Here is a 16339-nt window from a genome sequence, read left to right as displayed (position 1 = left end):
GGTGTGTGTCTGATATACCGCATTCGCGAGCAAGCCAGCTCCCACATTGATTGGGTTTCAACACCAAAAAAAAGAGACCCGAAGGTCTCTTTTTTAACGCAGGCCGGCCCTTACAGGCTGGAAATCCGCGCATGTTGCTCCGCCAACTTGCCCAAGGCCTGCTCGGCCTCGGCCAGCTTGGCGCGTTCCTTGTCGATGACTTCGGCCGGGGCCTTGTCAACGAAGGCGGCGTTGGACAGCTTGCCGCCGACGCGCTGCACCTCGCCTTGCAGGCGCAGGATTTCCTTGTCCAGGCGCGCCAGTTCGGCATCTTTGTCGATCAGGCCGGCCATCGGCACCAGCACTTCCATCTCGCCAACCAGTGCGGTAGCGGACAGCGGTGCTTCGGCGCCAGCGGCCAATACGGTGATCGACTCCAGCTTGGCCAGCTTCTTGAGCAGGGCGTCGTTCTCGGTGAGACGGCGCTGGTCCTCGGCACTGGCGTTCTTCACGAACACCGCCAATGGCTTGCCCGGGCCGATGTTCATCTCGGCGCGGATATTGCGCGTGCCGAGCATCAGGGCCTTGAGCCATTCGATATCGCTTTCGGCCGCCTCGTCGATGCGGGCTTCATTGGCCACTGGCCAAGGTTGCAGCATGATGGTCTTGCCTTCGATACCGGCCAGCGGCGCCAGGCGCTGCCAGATTTCTTCGGTGATGAACGGCATGAACGGGTGCGCGAGGCGCAGCGCCACTTCCAGCACGCGCACCAGGGTGCGACGGGTGCCGCGCTGGCGTTCGATCGGGGCGTTTTCGTCCCACAGCACCGGCTTGGACAGTTCCAGGTACCAGTCGCAATACTGGTTCCAGATGAACTCGTACAAGGCCTGCGCGGCCAGGTCGAAACGGAACTGGTCGAGTTGGCGGGTCACTTCGGCTTCGGTGCGCTGCAACTGCGAGATGATCCAGCGATCGGCCAGGCTCAGTTCAAAGGCTTCGCCGTTCTGGCCGCAGTCTTCGCCCTTGTCCAGCACGTAGCGCGCCGCGTTCCAGATCTTGTTGCAGAAGTTGCGATAGCCTTCGACGCGGCCCATGTCGAACTTGATGTCGCGACCGGTGGACGCCAGCGAGCAGAAGGTGAAGCGCAGGGCGTCGGTGCCGTAGCTGGCGATGCCGTCGGCAAACTCGTCGCGGGTCTGCTTCTCGATCTTTTTCGCCAGTTTCGGCTGCATCAGGCCCGAGGTGCGTTTCTGCACCAGGGTTTCCAGGTCGATGCCGTCGATGATGTCCAGCGGGTCGAGGACGTTGCCCTTGGACTTGGACATCTTCTGGCCCTGGCCGTCGCGGACCAGGCCGTGCACGTACACGGTCTTGAACGGCACCTGCGGGGTGCCGTCCTCGTTCTTCACCAAATGCATGGTGAGCATGATCATCCGGGCAACCCAGAAGAAAATGATGTCGAAACCGGTGACCAGCACGTCGGTGGAGTGGAATTTTTTCAGGAACTCGGTCTGCTGCGGCCAGCCCAGGGTCGAGAAGGTCCACAGGCCCGAACTGAACCAGGTATCCAGTACGTCGTTGTCCTGTTGCAGCGTCACGTCTGCGCCGAGGTTGTGCTTGGCGCGCACTTCGGCCTCGTCACGGCCGACATAGACCTTGCCCGACTCGTCGTACCAGGCCGGAATCCGGTGGCCCCACCACAGTTGACGGCTGATGCACCAATCCTGGATGTCGCGCATCCACGAGAAATACATGTTTTCGTACTGTTTGGGCACGAACTGGATACGGCCATCTTCCACGGCAGCAATCGCAGGTTCTGCCAGCGGCTTGGTGGAGACGTACCACTGGTCGGTCAGCCATGGCTCGATGATGGTACCGGAGCGGTCGCCTTTCGGCACTTTCAGGGCGTGGTCATCCACGCTGACCAAAAGGCCAGCAGCGTCGAAGGCGGCAACGATCTGCTTGCGCGCCTCGAAACGATCGAGACCGGCGTATTCGGCCGGGATCTTGCCATCGATGCTGTCATTGAGCGTGCCGTCGAGGTTGAACACCTGGCAGGCCGGCAGAACGGCGGCATTCTTGTCGAAGATATTCAGCAGCGGCAGGTTATGGCGCTTGCCGACTTCATAGTCGTTGAAATCGTGGGCCGGGGTGATTTTCACGCAACCGGTACCGAATTCAGGGTCGCAGTAGTCATCGGCGATGATCGGGATGCGACGACCCACCAGCGGCAGTTCGACGAACTTGCCGATCAGTGCCTGGTAGCGCTCATCGTTCGGGTTAACGGCCACGGCGGAGTCGCCGAGCATGGTTTCCGGACGGGTGGTGGCGACGATCAGGTAGTCGTTGCCCTCGGCGGTCTTGGCGCCGTCGGCCAGTGGGTACTTGAGGTTCCACAGGAAACCTTTCTCGTCGTGGTTTTCCACTTCAAGGTCGGAAATCGCCGTGTGCAGCTTGGTGTCCCAGTTGACCAGGCGCTTGCCGCGATAAATCAGGCCATCTTCATGCAGGCGCACGAAGGCTTCCTTCACCGCTTCCGACAGGCCATCGTCCATGGTGAAGCGCTCGCGGCTCCAATCCACCGACGAGCCCAGGCGACGGATCTGACGGCTGATATTGCCGCCGGACTGGTCCTTCCATTCCCAGACCTTCTCCAGGAACTTCTCGCGGCCCAGGTCGTGACGGTTTTGGCCGGTGGCTTCCAGTTGGCGTTCCACCAGCATCTGGGTGGCGATACCCGCGTGGTCGGTGCCCGGCTGCCACAAGGTGTTGCGACCCTGCATGCGGCGGAAACGGATCAGGGCGTCCATGATCGCGTTGTTGAAACCGTGACCCATGTGCAGGCTGCCGGTGACGTTCGGCGGCGGGATCATGATCGTGTAGGAATCACCCGCGCCTTGAGGGGCGAAGTAATTCTCGGATTCCCAGGTGTTGTACCAGGAAGTTTCAATGGCGTGCGGCTGGTAGGTCTTATCCATGCGCGGCGGGACCCTAGTTGGCATTTATTCAGGAAAGCCGACAAGTATAACGGGGGATAGGGGAGAGGGCGAGATGAAGAGGGGCTTAAGACTTGCGCTGACCAAATGTGGGAGCGGGCTTGCTCCCACAGGGGGTATCTGCGTGGCTTAAGACTGGTACTGGCTGAGCAACCGCTCCATGCGCGCATCCATCCGGCGCTTGATCTCGGTTTCGATATGCGGGGCAAAATCGTCGATCACGTCCTGCATGATCAATTGCGCAGCGGCGCGCAGTTCGTTGTCCAGGTGCAGCAGCAGGGCGTCGGGGGCCTTTTCGGCGACGGGTTCGGCTTGGACGGTGGGCGGCTCGACTGGCTCGGCAGCGGCGGGTTTGGCGCCGACCATATCGAACAGCAGGGGAATCTGTACCTCTTCTGCGACGGTATCGGTCAGCAGCGGCGGTTGCAGGTTGTCATCACCCAGCAACTGGCGGATCGATTCAAGGTCGTCCAGCAGGTGGTCATCTTTTTTAATCGGGTTGGGAGTGTCCATCGTGTGCTCAGAGTCGCTGTAATCGGTGATCTTGCAGAGAATAGCCCTGTTCGCGGTAGAAACGGAAACTCTCCCGCGCGGCCTGACGAATAGCCGGATCTTCCACCACCACTTCCGCCACGCGGGCGAAACCCTTGGCGAAGGCCGGCACTTTCAGGTCCAGGTTGACCAGCAGGTCATGGTGATCGCCGCAACTGTCGCCCAGGCCCAATGCCACCAAACCGTCTGGCTCTGATTCTGCAGGGCCATGGGGCACGAAGCTCTCGCCCTTGAAGCGCCACAGGCGGGCATCGAGGTCGTCACGCTGGGCGGCATCGCTGCAATGCAGGTAGATGCGGTGGCCCATGCGCCAGGCCTTTTCCGTGAGCTTGCAGGCAAAGTCCAGGCGAGCGGATGGATCGGCGCTGGGCAATATATAGAAGTCGACTTGGGTCATTACATTTCCTGGAGCAGCCTTGCCTGCTTTCCCCTGTAGGAGCGAGCTTGCTCGCGAAAATCGCTAACGATGACGCGTTCATTCTGAATGAACGCATTGTCCTCAGGTTTTTCGCGAGCAAGCTCGCTCCTACAGGGTCAAGCAGTGGCCGTGAGGTTTAGGCCTTGGCGCGATCCAGCAGGTACTGGGTCAGCAGCGGAACCGGACGACCGGTAGCGCCCTTGTCCTTGCCGCCGCTGGTCCAGGCAGTGCCGGCGATATCCAGGTGGGCCCAGTTGAAGTTCTTGGCAAAGCGCGACAGGAAGCAAGCGGCGGTGATGGTGCCGGCCTTTGGCCCGCCAATGTTGGCGATGTCGGCGAACGGGCTGTCCAGTTGCTCCTGGTACTCATCGAACAGCGGCAATTGCCAGGCGCGGTCGTCGGCAGCCTTGCCGGCGCTGAGCAGTTGCTCGACCAACTCGTCGTTGTTGCCCAAAAGGCCCGAGGTGTGGGAACCCAGGGCAACGATGCAGGCGCCGGTCAAGGTGGCGATGTCGATCACCGCCTGCGGCTTGAAGCGCTCGGCGTAGGTCAGGGCATCGCACAGCACCAGGCGGCCTTCGGCGTCGGTGTTGAGGATTTCCACGGTCTGGCCGCTCATGGTGGTGACGATATCGCCTGGACGGGCAGCACCGCCGCTCGGCATGTTCTCGGCGCAGGCCAGGATGCACACCAGGTTGATCGGCAGCTTGAGTTCGAGCACGGCACGCAGGGTACCGAAGACACTGGCGGCGCCGCCCATGTCGTACTTCATTTCGTCCATGCCGGCGCCAGGCTTGAGGCTGATGCCGCCGGTATCGAAGGTGATGCCTTTGCCAACCAGGGCGAACGGCTTGTCGGCTTTCTTGCCGCCGTTGTATTGCATGACGATCAGGCGTGGTGGTTGGTCGCTGCCCTGGCCCACGGCATAGAACGAGCCCATGCCCAGTTCCTTGATCTTCTTCTCGTCCAGGACCTCGACCTTCAGGCCCTTGAACTCTTTGCCCAGTGCCTTGGCCTGTTCGCCGAGGTAGGTCGGGTGGCAGATGTTTGGTGGCATATTGCCCAAGTCGCGGGTGAACGCCATGCCGGCGGCGATGGCCTGGGCGTGGGTCGCGGCGCGCTGGACTTCAGCCTGTGCGGCCTTGATGGTCAGCAGGGTGATTTTCTTCAGGGCGCGGGGTTCGGCTTTCTGGCTCTTGAACTGGTCGAAGGTGTAGCCGCCATCCAGCAGGGTTTCGGCCAGCAGGCGGGTCTTGCCATAGCTGTCGCGGCCCTTGACCACGATTTCGTCCAGCGCCAGTGCCGCATCGCTGCCGCCCAGGCCCTTGAGGGTGCTGAGGATGGCGCTGATGATCTTGCGGAACGGGCGGTCGCCCAGTTCAGCGTCCTTGCCCACGCCTACCAGCAATACGCGGTCGGCTTTGAGGTTAGGCAGGCTTTGCAGCAGCAGGCTTTGCCCGACCTTGCCGGCCAGGTCGCCACGCTTGAGCACGGCGCTGATGGCGCCACCGCTCAGTTCGTCGACTTGCTTGGCGGCGGCGCCGAGCTTGCGGCCTTCGCCGACGGCGACCACGAGGGTGGCGGTCTTCAACGTTTCGGGGCTAACGCTTTTTACAACCAATTCCATGTTCGGGTCCCTTATATAAGGTCAAAGAGCCTGGAGTCTGTACTCCGGCCTGTAGGCTGGGCCACCTGTAGGCGACCGCGACAAAGCCCGCAGTTTGTACCGCGCCGCCCAGGCCTGACAACCCTTGACGCCAGCTTTGTGCACCGGTGTGAGCAAGCTCCGTGACAGGCGCGGACAATCACAGGATAATGCGCCATCTTTTTCGCCGGCCCGTGTCAACGGGGCGACTTGATATGCTTGCTTGTTTGGCCGCCTTAGCCTGACAACCCTGGAGTGTCTGGTTTGATCGTCTTCCGTTATCTGTCCCGCGAAGTTCTGCTGACCCTGAGTGCCGTGAGTGCGGTATTGCTGGTCATCATCATGAGTGGTCGTTTCGTCAAATACCTGGCCCAGGCCGCCTCGGGTGCCCTGGATCCGGGCTCGCTGTTCCTGATCATGGGCTTTCGCCTGCCAGGCTTTTTGCAGTTGATCCTGCCGTTGGGCCTGTTTCTCGGGATCCTGCTGGCCTATGGCCGGCTCTACCTCGAAAGCGAGATGACCGTGCTGTCGGCCACCGGCATGAGCCAGCAGCGCCTGCTGGCGATGACCATGGTCCCGGCCACCGGCGTGGCGCTGGTGGTGGCCTGGCTGAGCCTGAGCCTGGCCCCCCAGGGCGCCATGCAGTTCCAACTGGTGCTCAATAAACAGGACGCCATGACCGAGTTCGACACCCTCGAACCGGGGCGCTTCCAGGCCCTCAACGATGGCACCCGCGTGACCTACACCGAGCGCATGACCGATGATCGGGCCAACCTCGGCGGTGTATTCATCTCCGAGAAGCGCCTGGGCCAGGACAAGAAAGACCGTGGCATTTCCGTTTTGGTGGCCGATAGCGGGCGCCAGGAAGTGCGTCCGGACGGCAGCCGATACCTGATCCTGGAGAACGGCTATCGCTACGACGGCAGCCCCGGCCAGGCCGACTACCGCGCCATCAAGTACGACACCTACGGGGTCATGCTGGCCCGGCCGGATGTGAGTGGCGAGGTTACCGACCGCGATGCCATCCCGACCCAGGCCCTGATCGGCAGCAAGGAATTACGCTCGATTGCCGAGCTGCAATGGCGTATTTCCCTGCCGCTGCTGGTGTTTATCGTCACCTTGATGGCGGTGCCGCTGTCCCGGGTCAACCCGCGCCAGGGCCGCTTCCTCAAGTTGCTGCCGGCGATCCTGCTGTACATGGCCTACCTGACCATCCTGATTTCCGCCCGTGGCTCCCTGGAGAAGGGCAAGCTGTCGCCGACCCTGGGGTTGTGGTGGGTCCACGGCATCTTCCTGATGATTGGCCTGGGCCTGCTGTACTGGGAACCGATTCGTTTGAAAATGCAGAGCCGTCGCGGCATGAAGGAGATGGCTCGTGGGTAAGTTGGATCGCTACATCGGTAGCAGCGTACTGGTCGCCATCCTGGCGGTATTGGGCATCATCCTCGGCCTGGCGTCGTTGTTTGCCTTCATTGATGAAGTGGGCAACGTCACCGATACCTATACGGTCACTGACGTACTGAGCTACGTGGCGCTGACCGCGCCGCGCCGCCTCTACGACATGATGCCGATGGCCGCGCTGATCGGTTGCCTGATCGGCCTGGGCAGCCTGGCCAGCAACAGCGAACTGACCATCATGCGTGCGGCGGGGGTGTCCGTTGCCCGTATCGTCTGGGCCGTGATGAAACCCATGCTGCTGCTGATGGCTGCCAGTGTGCTGATCGGCGAGTACGTGGCGCCACCGGCGGAAACCACGGCCCAGGCCAACCGTGCGCTGGCCCAGGGTTCGGGCGATGCCCAGAGCTCCAAGCGGGGCCTGTGGCACCGCCAGGGTGATGAATTTATTCACATCAACGCGGTACAACCCGGCGGCCTGTTGGTCGGTGTCACCCGTTATCGTTTTGATGAAGAACGCCACATGCTGTCGTCGAGCTTTGCCAAGCGGGCACAGTTCAGTGATAACCAGTGGGTGTTGAGCGATGTGACCACCACGCATTTCCGCAACCCTGGTAAAGGCACCGAGGCCAGCACCGAGGTGATCAACGAGCCGACACAGGCCTGGGACATCGCGCTCAAGCCGGAACTGCTCAATACGGTGGTGATGATCCCCGAAAGCCTGCCGATCTCCGGTCTGTGGAGCTATATCCACTACCTCAAGGAGCAGGGCCTGAATAACGGCCGCTACTGGCTGGCATTTTGGGTCAAGGTGTTGCAGCCGGTGGTGACCGCCGCGCTGGTGTTGATGGCGATTTCGTTTATTTTCGGCCCGTTACGCTCGGTGACCCTGGGTCAGCGCGTATTTACCGGGGTGCTGGTCGGTTTCACCTTCCGCATTGCCCAGGATCTGCTGGGGCCGTCGAGCCTGGTATTCGGCTTCTCGCCGCTGTTTGCGGTGCTGGTGCCAACCGGCATCTGTGCCCTGGCCGGGTTCTGGCTGCTGCGGCGGGCCGGTTGATCCGCTGTTGTTGAGCAAAAAATGCCCCGTTCGCAAGAGTGGGGCATTTTTGTTATTGGTCGCCAAAGATGACGTCTGGCCCGAGCATCAGGTACAATTCCCGGCTATTTTTCAGCGGGCAATCTGCCTGCAGCCTTTTTGAGTGTTGATCCGTGAGTGATTTGAGTCATATCCGCAATTTCTCCATCATCGCCCACATTGACCATGGTAAGTCGACGCTGGCCGATCGATTCATCCAGATGTGCGGCGGCCTTGCCGAGCGTGAAATGGAAGCCCAGGTCCTGGACTCCATGGACCTCGAACGCGAGCGCGGGATCACCATCAAGGCCCACAGCGTTACCCTGTACTACACCGCCAAAGACGGTATCAAGTACCAGCTGAACTTCATTGATACCCCGGGCCACGTCGACTTCACCTACGAAGTCAGCCGTTCCCTGGCGGCCTGTGAAGGTGCGCTGCTGGTGGTGGACGCGGGTCAGGGCGTAGAAGCCCAGTCCGTGGCCAACTGCTACACCGCTATCGAGCAGGGCCTGGAAGTCATGCCGGTGCTGAACAAGATCGACCTGCCACAGGCCGATCCGGACCGCGTGAAAGAAGAAATCGAAAAAATCATCGGCATTGACGCCACCGACGCCGTCGAGTGCAGCGCCAAGACCGGCCTGGGTGTCGACGAAGTGCTCGAACGCCTGGTCAAGACCATTCCCGCACCAACCGGCAACTACGAAGATCCGCTGCAAGCGTTGATCATCGATTCCTGGTTCGACAATTATCTGGGCGTTGTGTCCCTGGTACGTGTGCGCCATGGCCGGGTGAAGAAGGGCGACAAGATCCTGGTCAAGTCCACCGGCAAGATCCATCTGGTGGACAGCGTCGGTGTATTCAACCCCAAGCACACCGCTACCACTGATCTGAAAGCCGGTGAAGTAGGCTTCATCATCGCCGGTATCAAGGACATCCACGGTGCACCGGTCGGTGACACCCTGACGCTCAGCTCCACGCCGGACGTCGATGTGCTGCCAGGCTTCAAGCGCATCCAGCCACAGGTCTACGCCGGCCTGTTCCCGGTCAGCTCCGACGACTTCGAGGATTTCCGCGAAGCCCTGCAAAAGCTGACCCTCAACGACTCGTCGTTGCAGTACACCCCGGAAAGCTCCGACGCCCTGGGCTTCGGCTTCCGCTGCGGGTTCCTGGGCATGCTGCACATGGAAATCATCCAGGAGCGCCTGGAGCGCGAGTACGACCTGGACCTGATCACCACCGCGCCAACGGTTATTTTTGAGCTGTTGCTCAAAACCGGTGAAACGATTTACGTCGACAACCCGTCCAAGCTGCCGGATCTGTCGTCCATCGAAGACATGCGCGAACCGATCGTGCGGGCCAATATTCTTGTGCCGCAAGAGCACCTGGGTAACGTCATTACCCTGTGTATCGAAAAGCGTGGCGTGCAGCACGACATGCTGTTCCTCGGTACCCAGGTACAAGTGACCTATGATTTGCCGATGAACGAAGTGGTCCTGGACTTCTTTGACCGCCTCAAATCCACCAGTCGCGGCTATGCTTCGCTGGATTACCATTTTGACCGCTACCAATCGGCCAACCTGGTGAAGCTCGATGTATTGATCAACGGTGACAAGGTTGATGCCCTGGCGCTCATCGTCCACAAGGACAATGCGCACTACAAGGGTCGCCAACTGACCGAGAAGATGAAAGAACTGATTCCGCGCCAGATGTTCGACGTCGCGATCCAGGCCGCCATTGGCGGGCAGATCATTGCGCGGACCTCCGTCAAGGCACTCAGAAAGAACGTACTGGCCAAATGCTATGGCGGCGACGTCAGCCGTAAGCGCAAGCTGCTTGAGAAGCAAAAGGCCGGTAAAAAACGCATGAAGCAAGTGGGCAACGTGGAAATTCCACAAGAAGCCTTCCTTGCGGTGCTCAGGTTGGATAGTTAGGTCCTATGTCACTAAATTTCCCGCTGTTGCTGGTCATCGCCGTTGCCGTCTGTGGTCTCTTGGCGCTGCTCGATCTGCTGTTCTTCGCCCCGCGTCGTCGGGCGGCCATCGCGTCCTATCAGGGCAGCGTCAGCCAGCCCGATGGCGTGGTGATCGAGAAGCTCAACAAAGAGCCCTTGCTGGTTGAATACGGCAAGTCGTTCTTCCCGGTGTTGTTCATCGTGCTGGTGCTGCGCTCGTTTCTGGTGGAGCCGTTCCAGATCCCTTCGGGGTCGATGAAGCCAACCCTGGATGTCGGCGACTTCATCCTGGTGAACAAGTTTTCGTACGGGATCCGCTTGCCGGTGATCGACAAGAAAATCATCGAGGTGGGTGATCCGCAGCGCGGCGATGTGATGGTGTTCCGCTACCCAAGCGACCCGAACGTCAACTACATCAAGCGGGTGGTTGGCCTGCCGGGTGACGTGATTCGCTACACCAGCGACAAGCGCCTGTTCGTCAATGGCGAGTCGGTGGCCGAGAAACTCATCGGCTCCGAGCCGAACACCCTGGGCAGCGCCGAGCTGTACGAGGAAAAACTCGGGGCGGTAGAGCACCAGATCCGCAAGGAAATGAGCCGCTACCGTTCGCCGCCCGACAACCAGTGGACAGTGCCTGCCGGGCATTACTTCATGATGGGCGACAACCGCGACAACTCCAATGACAGCCGCTACTGGGATGATCCAAGCATTCCCAAGGAGCTGCTGGGCATGGTTCCCGACCAGAACATCGTCGGCAAGGCCTTCGCGGTCTGGATGAGCTGGCCGGAACCCAAACTCAGCCACCTGCCGAACTTCTCGCGGGTGGGGCTGATCAAGTAATCCATGCGGCGCTGTGAACACAGCGCCGAATGCTTTTCTGGGGCTTGGACATTGGTCCGGCTTCGAGCAATACGCAGCATTGCCAGGATTTGAATTTGAACACAGCGTTAATCGTCGATGGCCTTTGCCGCCACGTACTGAAAGTAGGTAAACCGTGAGCGTTTCTTTGAGTCGTCTTGAGCGTCAGCTCGGCTACACCTTCAAGGACCAGGAATTGATGGTCCTTGCCCTCACACACCGCAGTTTTGCCGGGCGCAACAATGAACGCCTGGAATTCCTCGGTGATGCCATCCTTAACTTCGCCGCTGGCGAAGCCCTGTTCAACCGCTTCCCCCTGGCCCGTGAAGGCCAGCTGTCGCGCCTGCGCGCGCGCCTGGTGAAGGGCGAGACCCTGGCCGTACTGGCCCGTGGTTTTGACCTGGGCGAATACCTGCGCCTGGGTTCCGGTGAGTTGAAGAGCGGCGGTTTCCGTCGCGAGTCGATCCTGGCCGATGCCCTGGAAGCCCTGATCGGTGCGATCTACCTGGATGCCGGGATGGAAGTGGCCAAGGAGCGGGTCATGGCCTGGCTGGCGTCGGAAATCGACAGCCTGACCCTGGTGGATACCAACAAGGATCCCAAGACCCGCCTGCAGGAATTTTTGCAGTCGCGCGGCTGCGAACTGCCACGCTACGAAGTGGTGGATATCCAGGGTGAACCGCACTGCCGTGTGTTCTTCGTCGAATGCGAAGTCACCTTATTGAACGAAAAAAGCCGAGGTCAGGGTGTGAGCCGTCGTATTGCCGAACAGGTAGCGGCCGCTGCAGCACTGATTGCCCTGGGCGTGGAGAATGGCCATGACTGATTCAACCGCAACACGCTGTGGCTATGTTGCCATCGTCGGCCGTCCCAACGTGGGCAAGTCCACGCTGCTGAACCATATCCTGGGGCAGAAGCTGGCGATCACCTCGCGCAAGCCGCAGACCACCCGCCACAACATGCTGGGCATCAAGACCGAAGGCAACGTGCAAGCGGTCTACGTCGACACCCCGGGCATGCACAAAGGCGGCGAGAAAGCGCTGAACCGCTACATGAACAAGACCGCTTCGGCCGCGTTGAAAGACGTCGACGTGGTGATCTTCGTGGTCGACCGCACCAAGTGGACCGATGAAGACCAGATGGTGCTGGAGCGTGTGCAGTACGTCACCGGGCCGTTGATCGTCGCGTTGAACAAGACCGACCGCATCGAAGACAAAGCCGAACTGATGCCGCACCTGAGCTGGTTGCAGGAACAACTGCCGAATGCCCAGATCATGCCGATCTCGGCCCAGCACGGGCACAACCTCGAAGCCCTGGAGCGCGTGATCGCAGGCTACCTGCCGGAGAACGAGCACTTCTTCCCGGAAGACCAGATCACCGACCGCAGCAGCCGATTCCTTGCCGCCGAGCTGGTACGCGAGAAAATCATGCGCCAGATGGGCGCCGAGTTGCCGTACCAGATCACCGTCGAAATCGAAGAGTTCAAGCAGCAGGGCAAGACCCTGCATATCCATGCGCTGATCCTCGTCGAACGTGACGGCCAGAAGAAAATCATCATTGGCGACAAGGGCGAACGCATCAAGCGCATCGGCACCGAAGCGCGCAAGGACATGGAGTTGCTGTTCGATTCCAAGATCATGCTTAACCTGTGGGTGAAGGTTAAGGGTGGCTGGTCCGATGACGAGCGTGCGCTGCGCTCCCTGGGCTACGGCGACCTGTAATCAGTCTCCAGTAACGCCGCAGGACAAAATGTGGGAGCGGGCTTGCTCGCGAATGCAGTGGATCAGTCACCGGATGCTTTGGCTGACCCACCGCATTCGCGAGCAAGCCCGCTCCCACATTGGATCGTCGTAGTTTTCAAGACCGTGTTCCGTCAGCGAGAACCCAATGTCCCAATCCCCACCCCCCAGCCAACCCGCCTACGTCCTGCACAGCCGCGCCTACCGCGAGACCAGCGCCCTGGTGGATTTCCTCACGCCTCAAGGCCGCCTGCGCGCGGTGTTGCGCAGCGCGCGGGGCAAGGCGGGGACGCTGGCGCGGCCATTCGTGGCGCTGGACGTGGAGTTTCGCGGCAAGGGTGAGTTGAAAAACGTCGGGCGCCTGGAAAGCATCGGCACCTCGGCCTGGCTCAATGGCGAGGCGCTGTTCAGCGGGCTCTACCTCAACGAGCTGCTGATCCGCCTGCTGCCCGCCGAAGACCCGCACCCTGCGGTCTTCGATCACTACGCCGCCACCTTGTTGGCCCTGGCCGAAGGCCGCCCACTCGAGCCGCTGCTGCGCGCCTTCGAATGGCGCCTGCTCGACGACCTGGGCTACGGCTTCGAACTCAACAACGACTTGCACGGCGAGCCCATCGCGGCCGATGGCATGTACCGCCTGCAAGTGGACGCCGGCCTGGAGCGCGTCTACCTGCTGCAACCCGGTCTGTTCCAGGGCACCGAGTTATTGGCCATGGCCGAGGCCGACTGGAGTGCCCCTGGCGCCCTGTCGGCGGCCAAGCGCCTGATGCGCCAGGCCCTGGCCGTGCATTTGGGCGGTCGGCCGTTGGTCAGTCGCGAGTTGTTTCGAAAGCCCTGACATCCCCGTGTATGCTGTGCGCCGATTCTTTCCCTTTTCAGGAGCGCTTCCGTGACCACCAGCAATCGCATTCTTCTTGGCGTCAACATCGACCACGTTGCCACCCTGCGCCAGGCCCGGGGCACCCGTTACCCTGATCCGGTCAAGGCCGCACTGGACGCCGAAGAAGCAGGCGCCGACGGGATCACCGTGCACCTGCGCGAAGACCGCCGGCACATCCAGGAGCGCGATGTGCTGGTGCTCAAGGACGTGCTGCAAACCCGCATGAACTTCGAAATGGGCATCACCGAAGAAATGATGGCCTTCGCCGAGCGCATCCGCCCGGCGCATATCTGCCTGGTCCCGGAAACCCGCCAGGAACTGACCACCGAAGGCGGCCTGGACGTGGCCGGCCAGGAAGCGCGGATCAAGGCGGCGGTCGAGCGCCTGTCGCAGATTGGCAGTGAAGTTTCGCTGTTTATCGACGCCGATGAGCGGCAGATCGAAGCCTCGCGCCGCGTGGGAGCGCCGGCCATCGAGTTGCATACCGGCCGCTACGCCGATGCCACCACCCCGACCGAGGTCGCCGACGAACTGCAACGCATCATCGACGGTGTGGCCTGCGGCTTGCGCGAGGGCCTGATCGTCAACGCCGGCCATGGCCTGCACTACCACAACGTCGAAGCCGTGGCGGCGATCAAGGGCATCAACGAACTGAACATCGGCCACGCGCTGGTCGCCCATGCGCTGTTCGTCGGTTTCAAAGGTGCGGTTGCCGAGATGAAAGCGCTGATCCTGGCCGCCGCCAAGCACTGACCGTCGATCAACCTGTAGGAGCGAGCTTGCTCGCGAAAAGCCTGAGAACAGCGCGGGGAGCCAGAATTCCCGCGTCATCGTTAACGACCTTCGCGAGCAAGCTCGCTCCTACAGGTTTCATGCGGCAATGCGAAGCCTTACTGTTTAGCCGGCGGGGGTGTATCGTATTTGCCCTTTGCGGGCCTTGCGCCCGCGCAGATACGTGAGGTTGTTGTGTCCCGATCCTTTTCCCGTCGACAAATCCTTAGTGGCCTCGCCGGCCTGGCAGTGGTGGGCGTCGGTGCCGGTGGCGCCTATCGCTACTGGCTGGGGAAAGTCGCGGACGCCAGCGCCGGGCGCGATTACGAGCTGATCGCCGCGCCCCTGGATGTGGAACTGGTGCCAGGGCACACAACCCAGGCCTGGGCATTCGGCCCATCGGCACCGGGTACCGAGTTGCGTGTGCGCCAGGGTGAGTGGCTGCGGGTGCGTTTTATCAACCACCTGCCGGTTGCCACCACCATCCACTGGCACGGCATCCGCCTGCCCCTGGAAATGGACGGCGTGCCGTACGTTTCTCAATTGCCGGTGTTGCCCGGCGAGTATTTCGACTACCAATTCCGCGTGCCGGATGCCGGCAGCTACTGGTATCACCCCCATGTGAGCAGCAGCGAAGAACTGGGCCGCGGCCTGGTCGGCCCGTTGATTGTCGAAGAGCGCGAGCCCACCGGCTTCAAGCATGAGCGCACCCTGAGCCTGAAAAACTGGCATATCGACGAACAGGGTGAGTTTGTCGAATTCAGCATCCCCCGCGAAGCAGCCCGTGGCGGTACGGCCGGGCGCCTGTCGACCATCAACGGTGTACCGCAGGCGGTCATCGACCTGCCGGCCGGGCAAATCACCCGTGTGCGCCTGCTCAACCTCGACAACACGCTGACCTATCGCCTGAACATCCCCAATGCTGAAGCGCAGATCTATGCGCTGGATGGCAACCCCATCGAGCCACGGCCGCTGGGCAAGGACTATTGGCTGGGCCCGGGCATGCGCATTTGCCTGGCGATCAAGGCTCCGCCGGCCGGCGAAGAACTGTCGATCCGCAATGGCCCGGTGCGCCTGGGTACCTTCCGCTCGGTGGCCAATACGGATGCGCCCGGTGAGTGGCCGCCCGCCTTGCCGGCCAACCCGATTGCCGAGCCGGACCTGGCCAATGCCGAAAAGCTCAACTTCAATTTCGAATGGGTGGGCTCGGTCTCGGTCAACGTCGAGAACGGCAAACCGCCAAGCCTGTGGCAGATCAACGGCCAGGCCTGGGACATCACCGACAAGACCTGCGCCGACCGCCCGATTGCCAAGCTGGAACTGGGCAAGAGCTATATTTTTGAATTGAAAAACATGACCCAGTACCAGCACCCGATCCACCTGCATGGCATGAGCTTCAAGGTGATCGCTTCGAACCGCCACAAGGTCACGCCGTATTTCACCGACACCTACTTGCTGGGCAAGAACGAACGCGCCCGCGTGGCGTTGGTGGCGGATAACCCTGGGGTGTGGATGTTCCATTGCCATGTGATCGACCATATGGAAACCGGCCTGATGGCCGCCATCGAGGTGGCGTGATGCGCCAGATTCGCCCGACGGCGATTATCGACCGCAGCCGCGACCAGGACTTCATGCGCGAGGCCCTGGCCCTCGCGGCCCAAGGCGCGGCCCTCGGTGAAGTGCCGGTCGGCGCGGTGTTGGTGCAGGACGGTGAAATCATCGGCCGCGGCTTCAATTGCCCGATCAGCGGCAGCGACCCGAGCGCCCACGCCGAAATGGTCGCCATCCGCGCCGCCGCCCAGGCCATCAGCAACTACCGCCTGCCGGGCAGTACGCTGTATGTGACCCTGGAACCGTGCAGCATGTGCGCCGGGCTGATCGTGCATTCGCGCATCGCCCGGGTGGTGTACGGCGCACTGGAGCCCAAGGCCGGGATTGTGCAAAGCCAGGGGCAGTTCTTTACCCAGGGCTTTTTGAATCATCGGGTGTTGTATGAAGGCGGGGTGCTGGCCGAGGAGTGTGGGGCGGTGTTGAGTGAGTTCTTCAAGGCGCGCCGGGCTAAACCCTGACCTCA

14 protein-coding genes and 2 pseudogenes are annotated in these 16339 nt (G+C 61.3%); 11 read left to right on the top strand and 5 right to left on the bottom strand.

Annotation, left to right across the window (positions count from 1 at the left end):
* Positions 1 to 110 precede the first annotated feature (110 nt).
* From H097_RS11695 to H097_RS11685, 3 genes are all read right to left on the bottom strand, one after another.
* Positions 111 to 2957, bottom strand: coding sequence for a valine--tRNA ligase (locus H097_RS11695; RefSeq protein WP_032859972.1), 2847 nt, complete (start codon positions 2955 to 2957; stop codon positions 111 to 113).
* Between the two features lie 147 nt (positions 2958 to 3104).
* Positions 3105 to 3488: a hypothetical protein gene (locus H097_RS11690; protein ID WP_032859971.1), complete on the bottom strand. Its 384-nt coding sequence runs from the start codon at positions 3486 to 3488 to the stop codon at positions 3105 to 3107.
* Between the two features lie 7 nt (positions 3489 to 3495).
* On the bottom strand, positions 3496 to 3924 hold the full coding sequence (locus tag H097_RS11685) for a DNA polymerase III subunit chi (protein ID WP_032859970.1): 429 nt from the start codon (positions 3922 to 3924) through the stop codon (positions 3496 to 3498).
* 23 nt (positions 3925 to 3947) lie between these two features.
* On the opposite strand from H097_RS11685, the pseudogene H097_RS28715 reads away from it, so the two are divergent.
* A pseudogene (locus tag H097_RS28715) lies at positions 3948 to 4058 on the top strand (outer membrane lipoprotein carrier protein LolA); the annotation flags it as partial.
* 23 nt (positions 4059 to 4081) lie between these two features.
* Here H097_RS28715 and H097_RS11680 read toward each other — a convergent pair.
* Positions 4082 to 5572 (bottom strand): leucyl aminopeptidase, encoded by a 1491-nt coding sequence (locus tag H097_RS11680; protein ID WP_032859969.1) that lies wholly within the window; start codon positions 5570 to 5572, stop codon positions 4082 to 4084.
* 282 nt (positions 5573 to 5854) lie between these two features.
* Here H097_RS11680 and lptF point away from each other — a divergent pair, with 282 nt between their 5' ends.
* From lptF to pdxJ, 8 genes are all read left to right on the top strand, one after another.
* Positions 5855 to 6973 (top strand): LPS export ABC transporter permease LptF, encoded by a 1119-nt coding sequence (lptF, locus tag H097_RS11675; protein WP_032859968.1) that lies wholly within the window; start codon positions 5855 to 5857, stop codon positions 6971 to 6973.
* A complete protein-coding gene (gene lptG / locus H097_RS11670) occupies positions 6966 to 8045 on the top strand; it encodes an LPS export ABC transporter permease LptG (protein WP_032859967.1) in 1080 nt (359 codons plus the stop codon). Before lptF ends, lptG begins: the two co-directional genes overlap by 8 nt.
* Before the next feature lie 152 nt (positions 8046 to 8197).
* Complete coding sequence (gene lepA / locus H097_RS11665) at positions 8198 to 9997, top strand: translation elongation factor 4 (RefSeq protein ID WP_032859966.1); 1800 nt, start codon at positions 8198 to 8200, stop codon at positions 9995 to 9997.
* A 5-nt stretch (positions 9998 to 10002) separates the two neighbouring features.
* Positions 10003 to 10857 (top strand): signal peptidase I, encoded by an 855-nt coding sequence (gene lepB / locus H097_RS11660; protein ID WP_032859965.1) that lies wholly within the window; start codon positions 10003 to 10005, stop codon positions 10855 to 10857.
* A gap of 154 nt (positions 10858 to 11011) precedes the next feature.
* The gene (gene rnc, locus H097_RS11655) at positions 11012 to 11701 is read left to right on the top strand and encodes a ribonuclease III (RefSeq protein ID WP_029297476.1); all 690 of its coding nucleotides are present in this window, start codon (positions 11012 to 11014) and stop codon (positions 11699 to 11701) included.
* A complete protein-coding gene (era, locus tag H097_RS11650; RefSeq protein WP_029297473.1) occupies positions 11694 to 12596 on the top strand; it encodes a GTPase Era in 903 nt (300 codons plus the stop codon). Before rnc ends, era begins: the two co-directional genes overlap by 8 nt.
* A 166-nt stretch (positions 12597 to 12762) precedes the next feature.
* Complete coding sequence (gene recO / locus H097_RS11645) at positions 12763 to 13452, top strand: DNA repair protein RecO (RefSeq protein ID WP_032859964.1); 690 nt, start codon at positions 12763 to 12765, stop codon at positions 13450 to 13452.
* Positions 13453 to 13503: 51 nt separating this feature from the next.
* Complete coding sequence (gene pdxJ / locus H097_RS11640) at positions 13504 to 14247, top strand: pyridoxine 5'-phosphate synthase (RefSeq protein ID WP_032859963.1); 744 nt, start codon at positions 13504 to 13506, stop codon at positions 14245 to 14247.
* 13 nt (positions 14248 to 14260) lie between these two features.
* Here the strand turns inward: pdxJ and H097_RS29105 are convergent.
* Positions 14261 to 14368, bottom strand: a pseudogene (locus tag H097_RS29105) (outer membrane lipoprotein carrier protein LolA); the annotation flags it as partial.
* A 92-nt stretch (positions 14369 to 14460) separates the two neighbouring features.
* Here H097_RS29105 and H097_RS11635 point away from each other — a divergent pair.
* Positions 14461 to 15843, top strand: coding sequence for a multicopper oxidase family protein (locus H097_RS11635; RefSeq protein WP_032859962.1), 1383 nt, complete (start codon positions 14461 to 14463; stop codon positions 15841 to 15843).
* Positions 15843 to 16334 (top strand): tRNA adenosine(34) deaminase TadA, encoded by a 492-nt coding sequence (gene tadA / locus H097_RS11630; RefSeq protein ID WP_032859961.1) that lies wholly within the window; start codon positions 15843 to 15845, stop codon positions 16332 to 16334. Before H097_RS11635 ends, tadA begins: the two co-directional genes overlap by 1 nt.
* Positions 16335 to 16339: the final 5 nt, after the last annotated feature.

Origin of the sequence: Pseudomonas sp. FH4 (assembly GCF_000510915.2) — a bacterium.
Lineage (GTDB): Bacteria > Pseudomonadota > Gammaproteobacteria > Pseudomonadales > Pseudomonadaceae > Aquipseudomonas > Aquipseudomonas brenneri.
The sequence above is the reverse complement of the archived record's forward strand: the minus strand, read 5'-3'. Positions and strand labels throughout refer to the sequence as shown.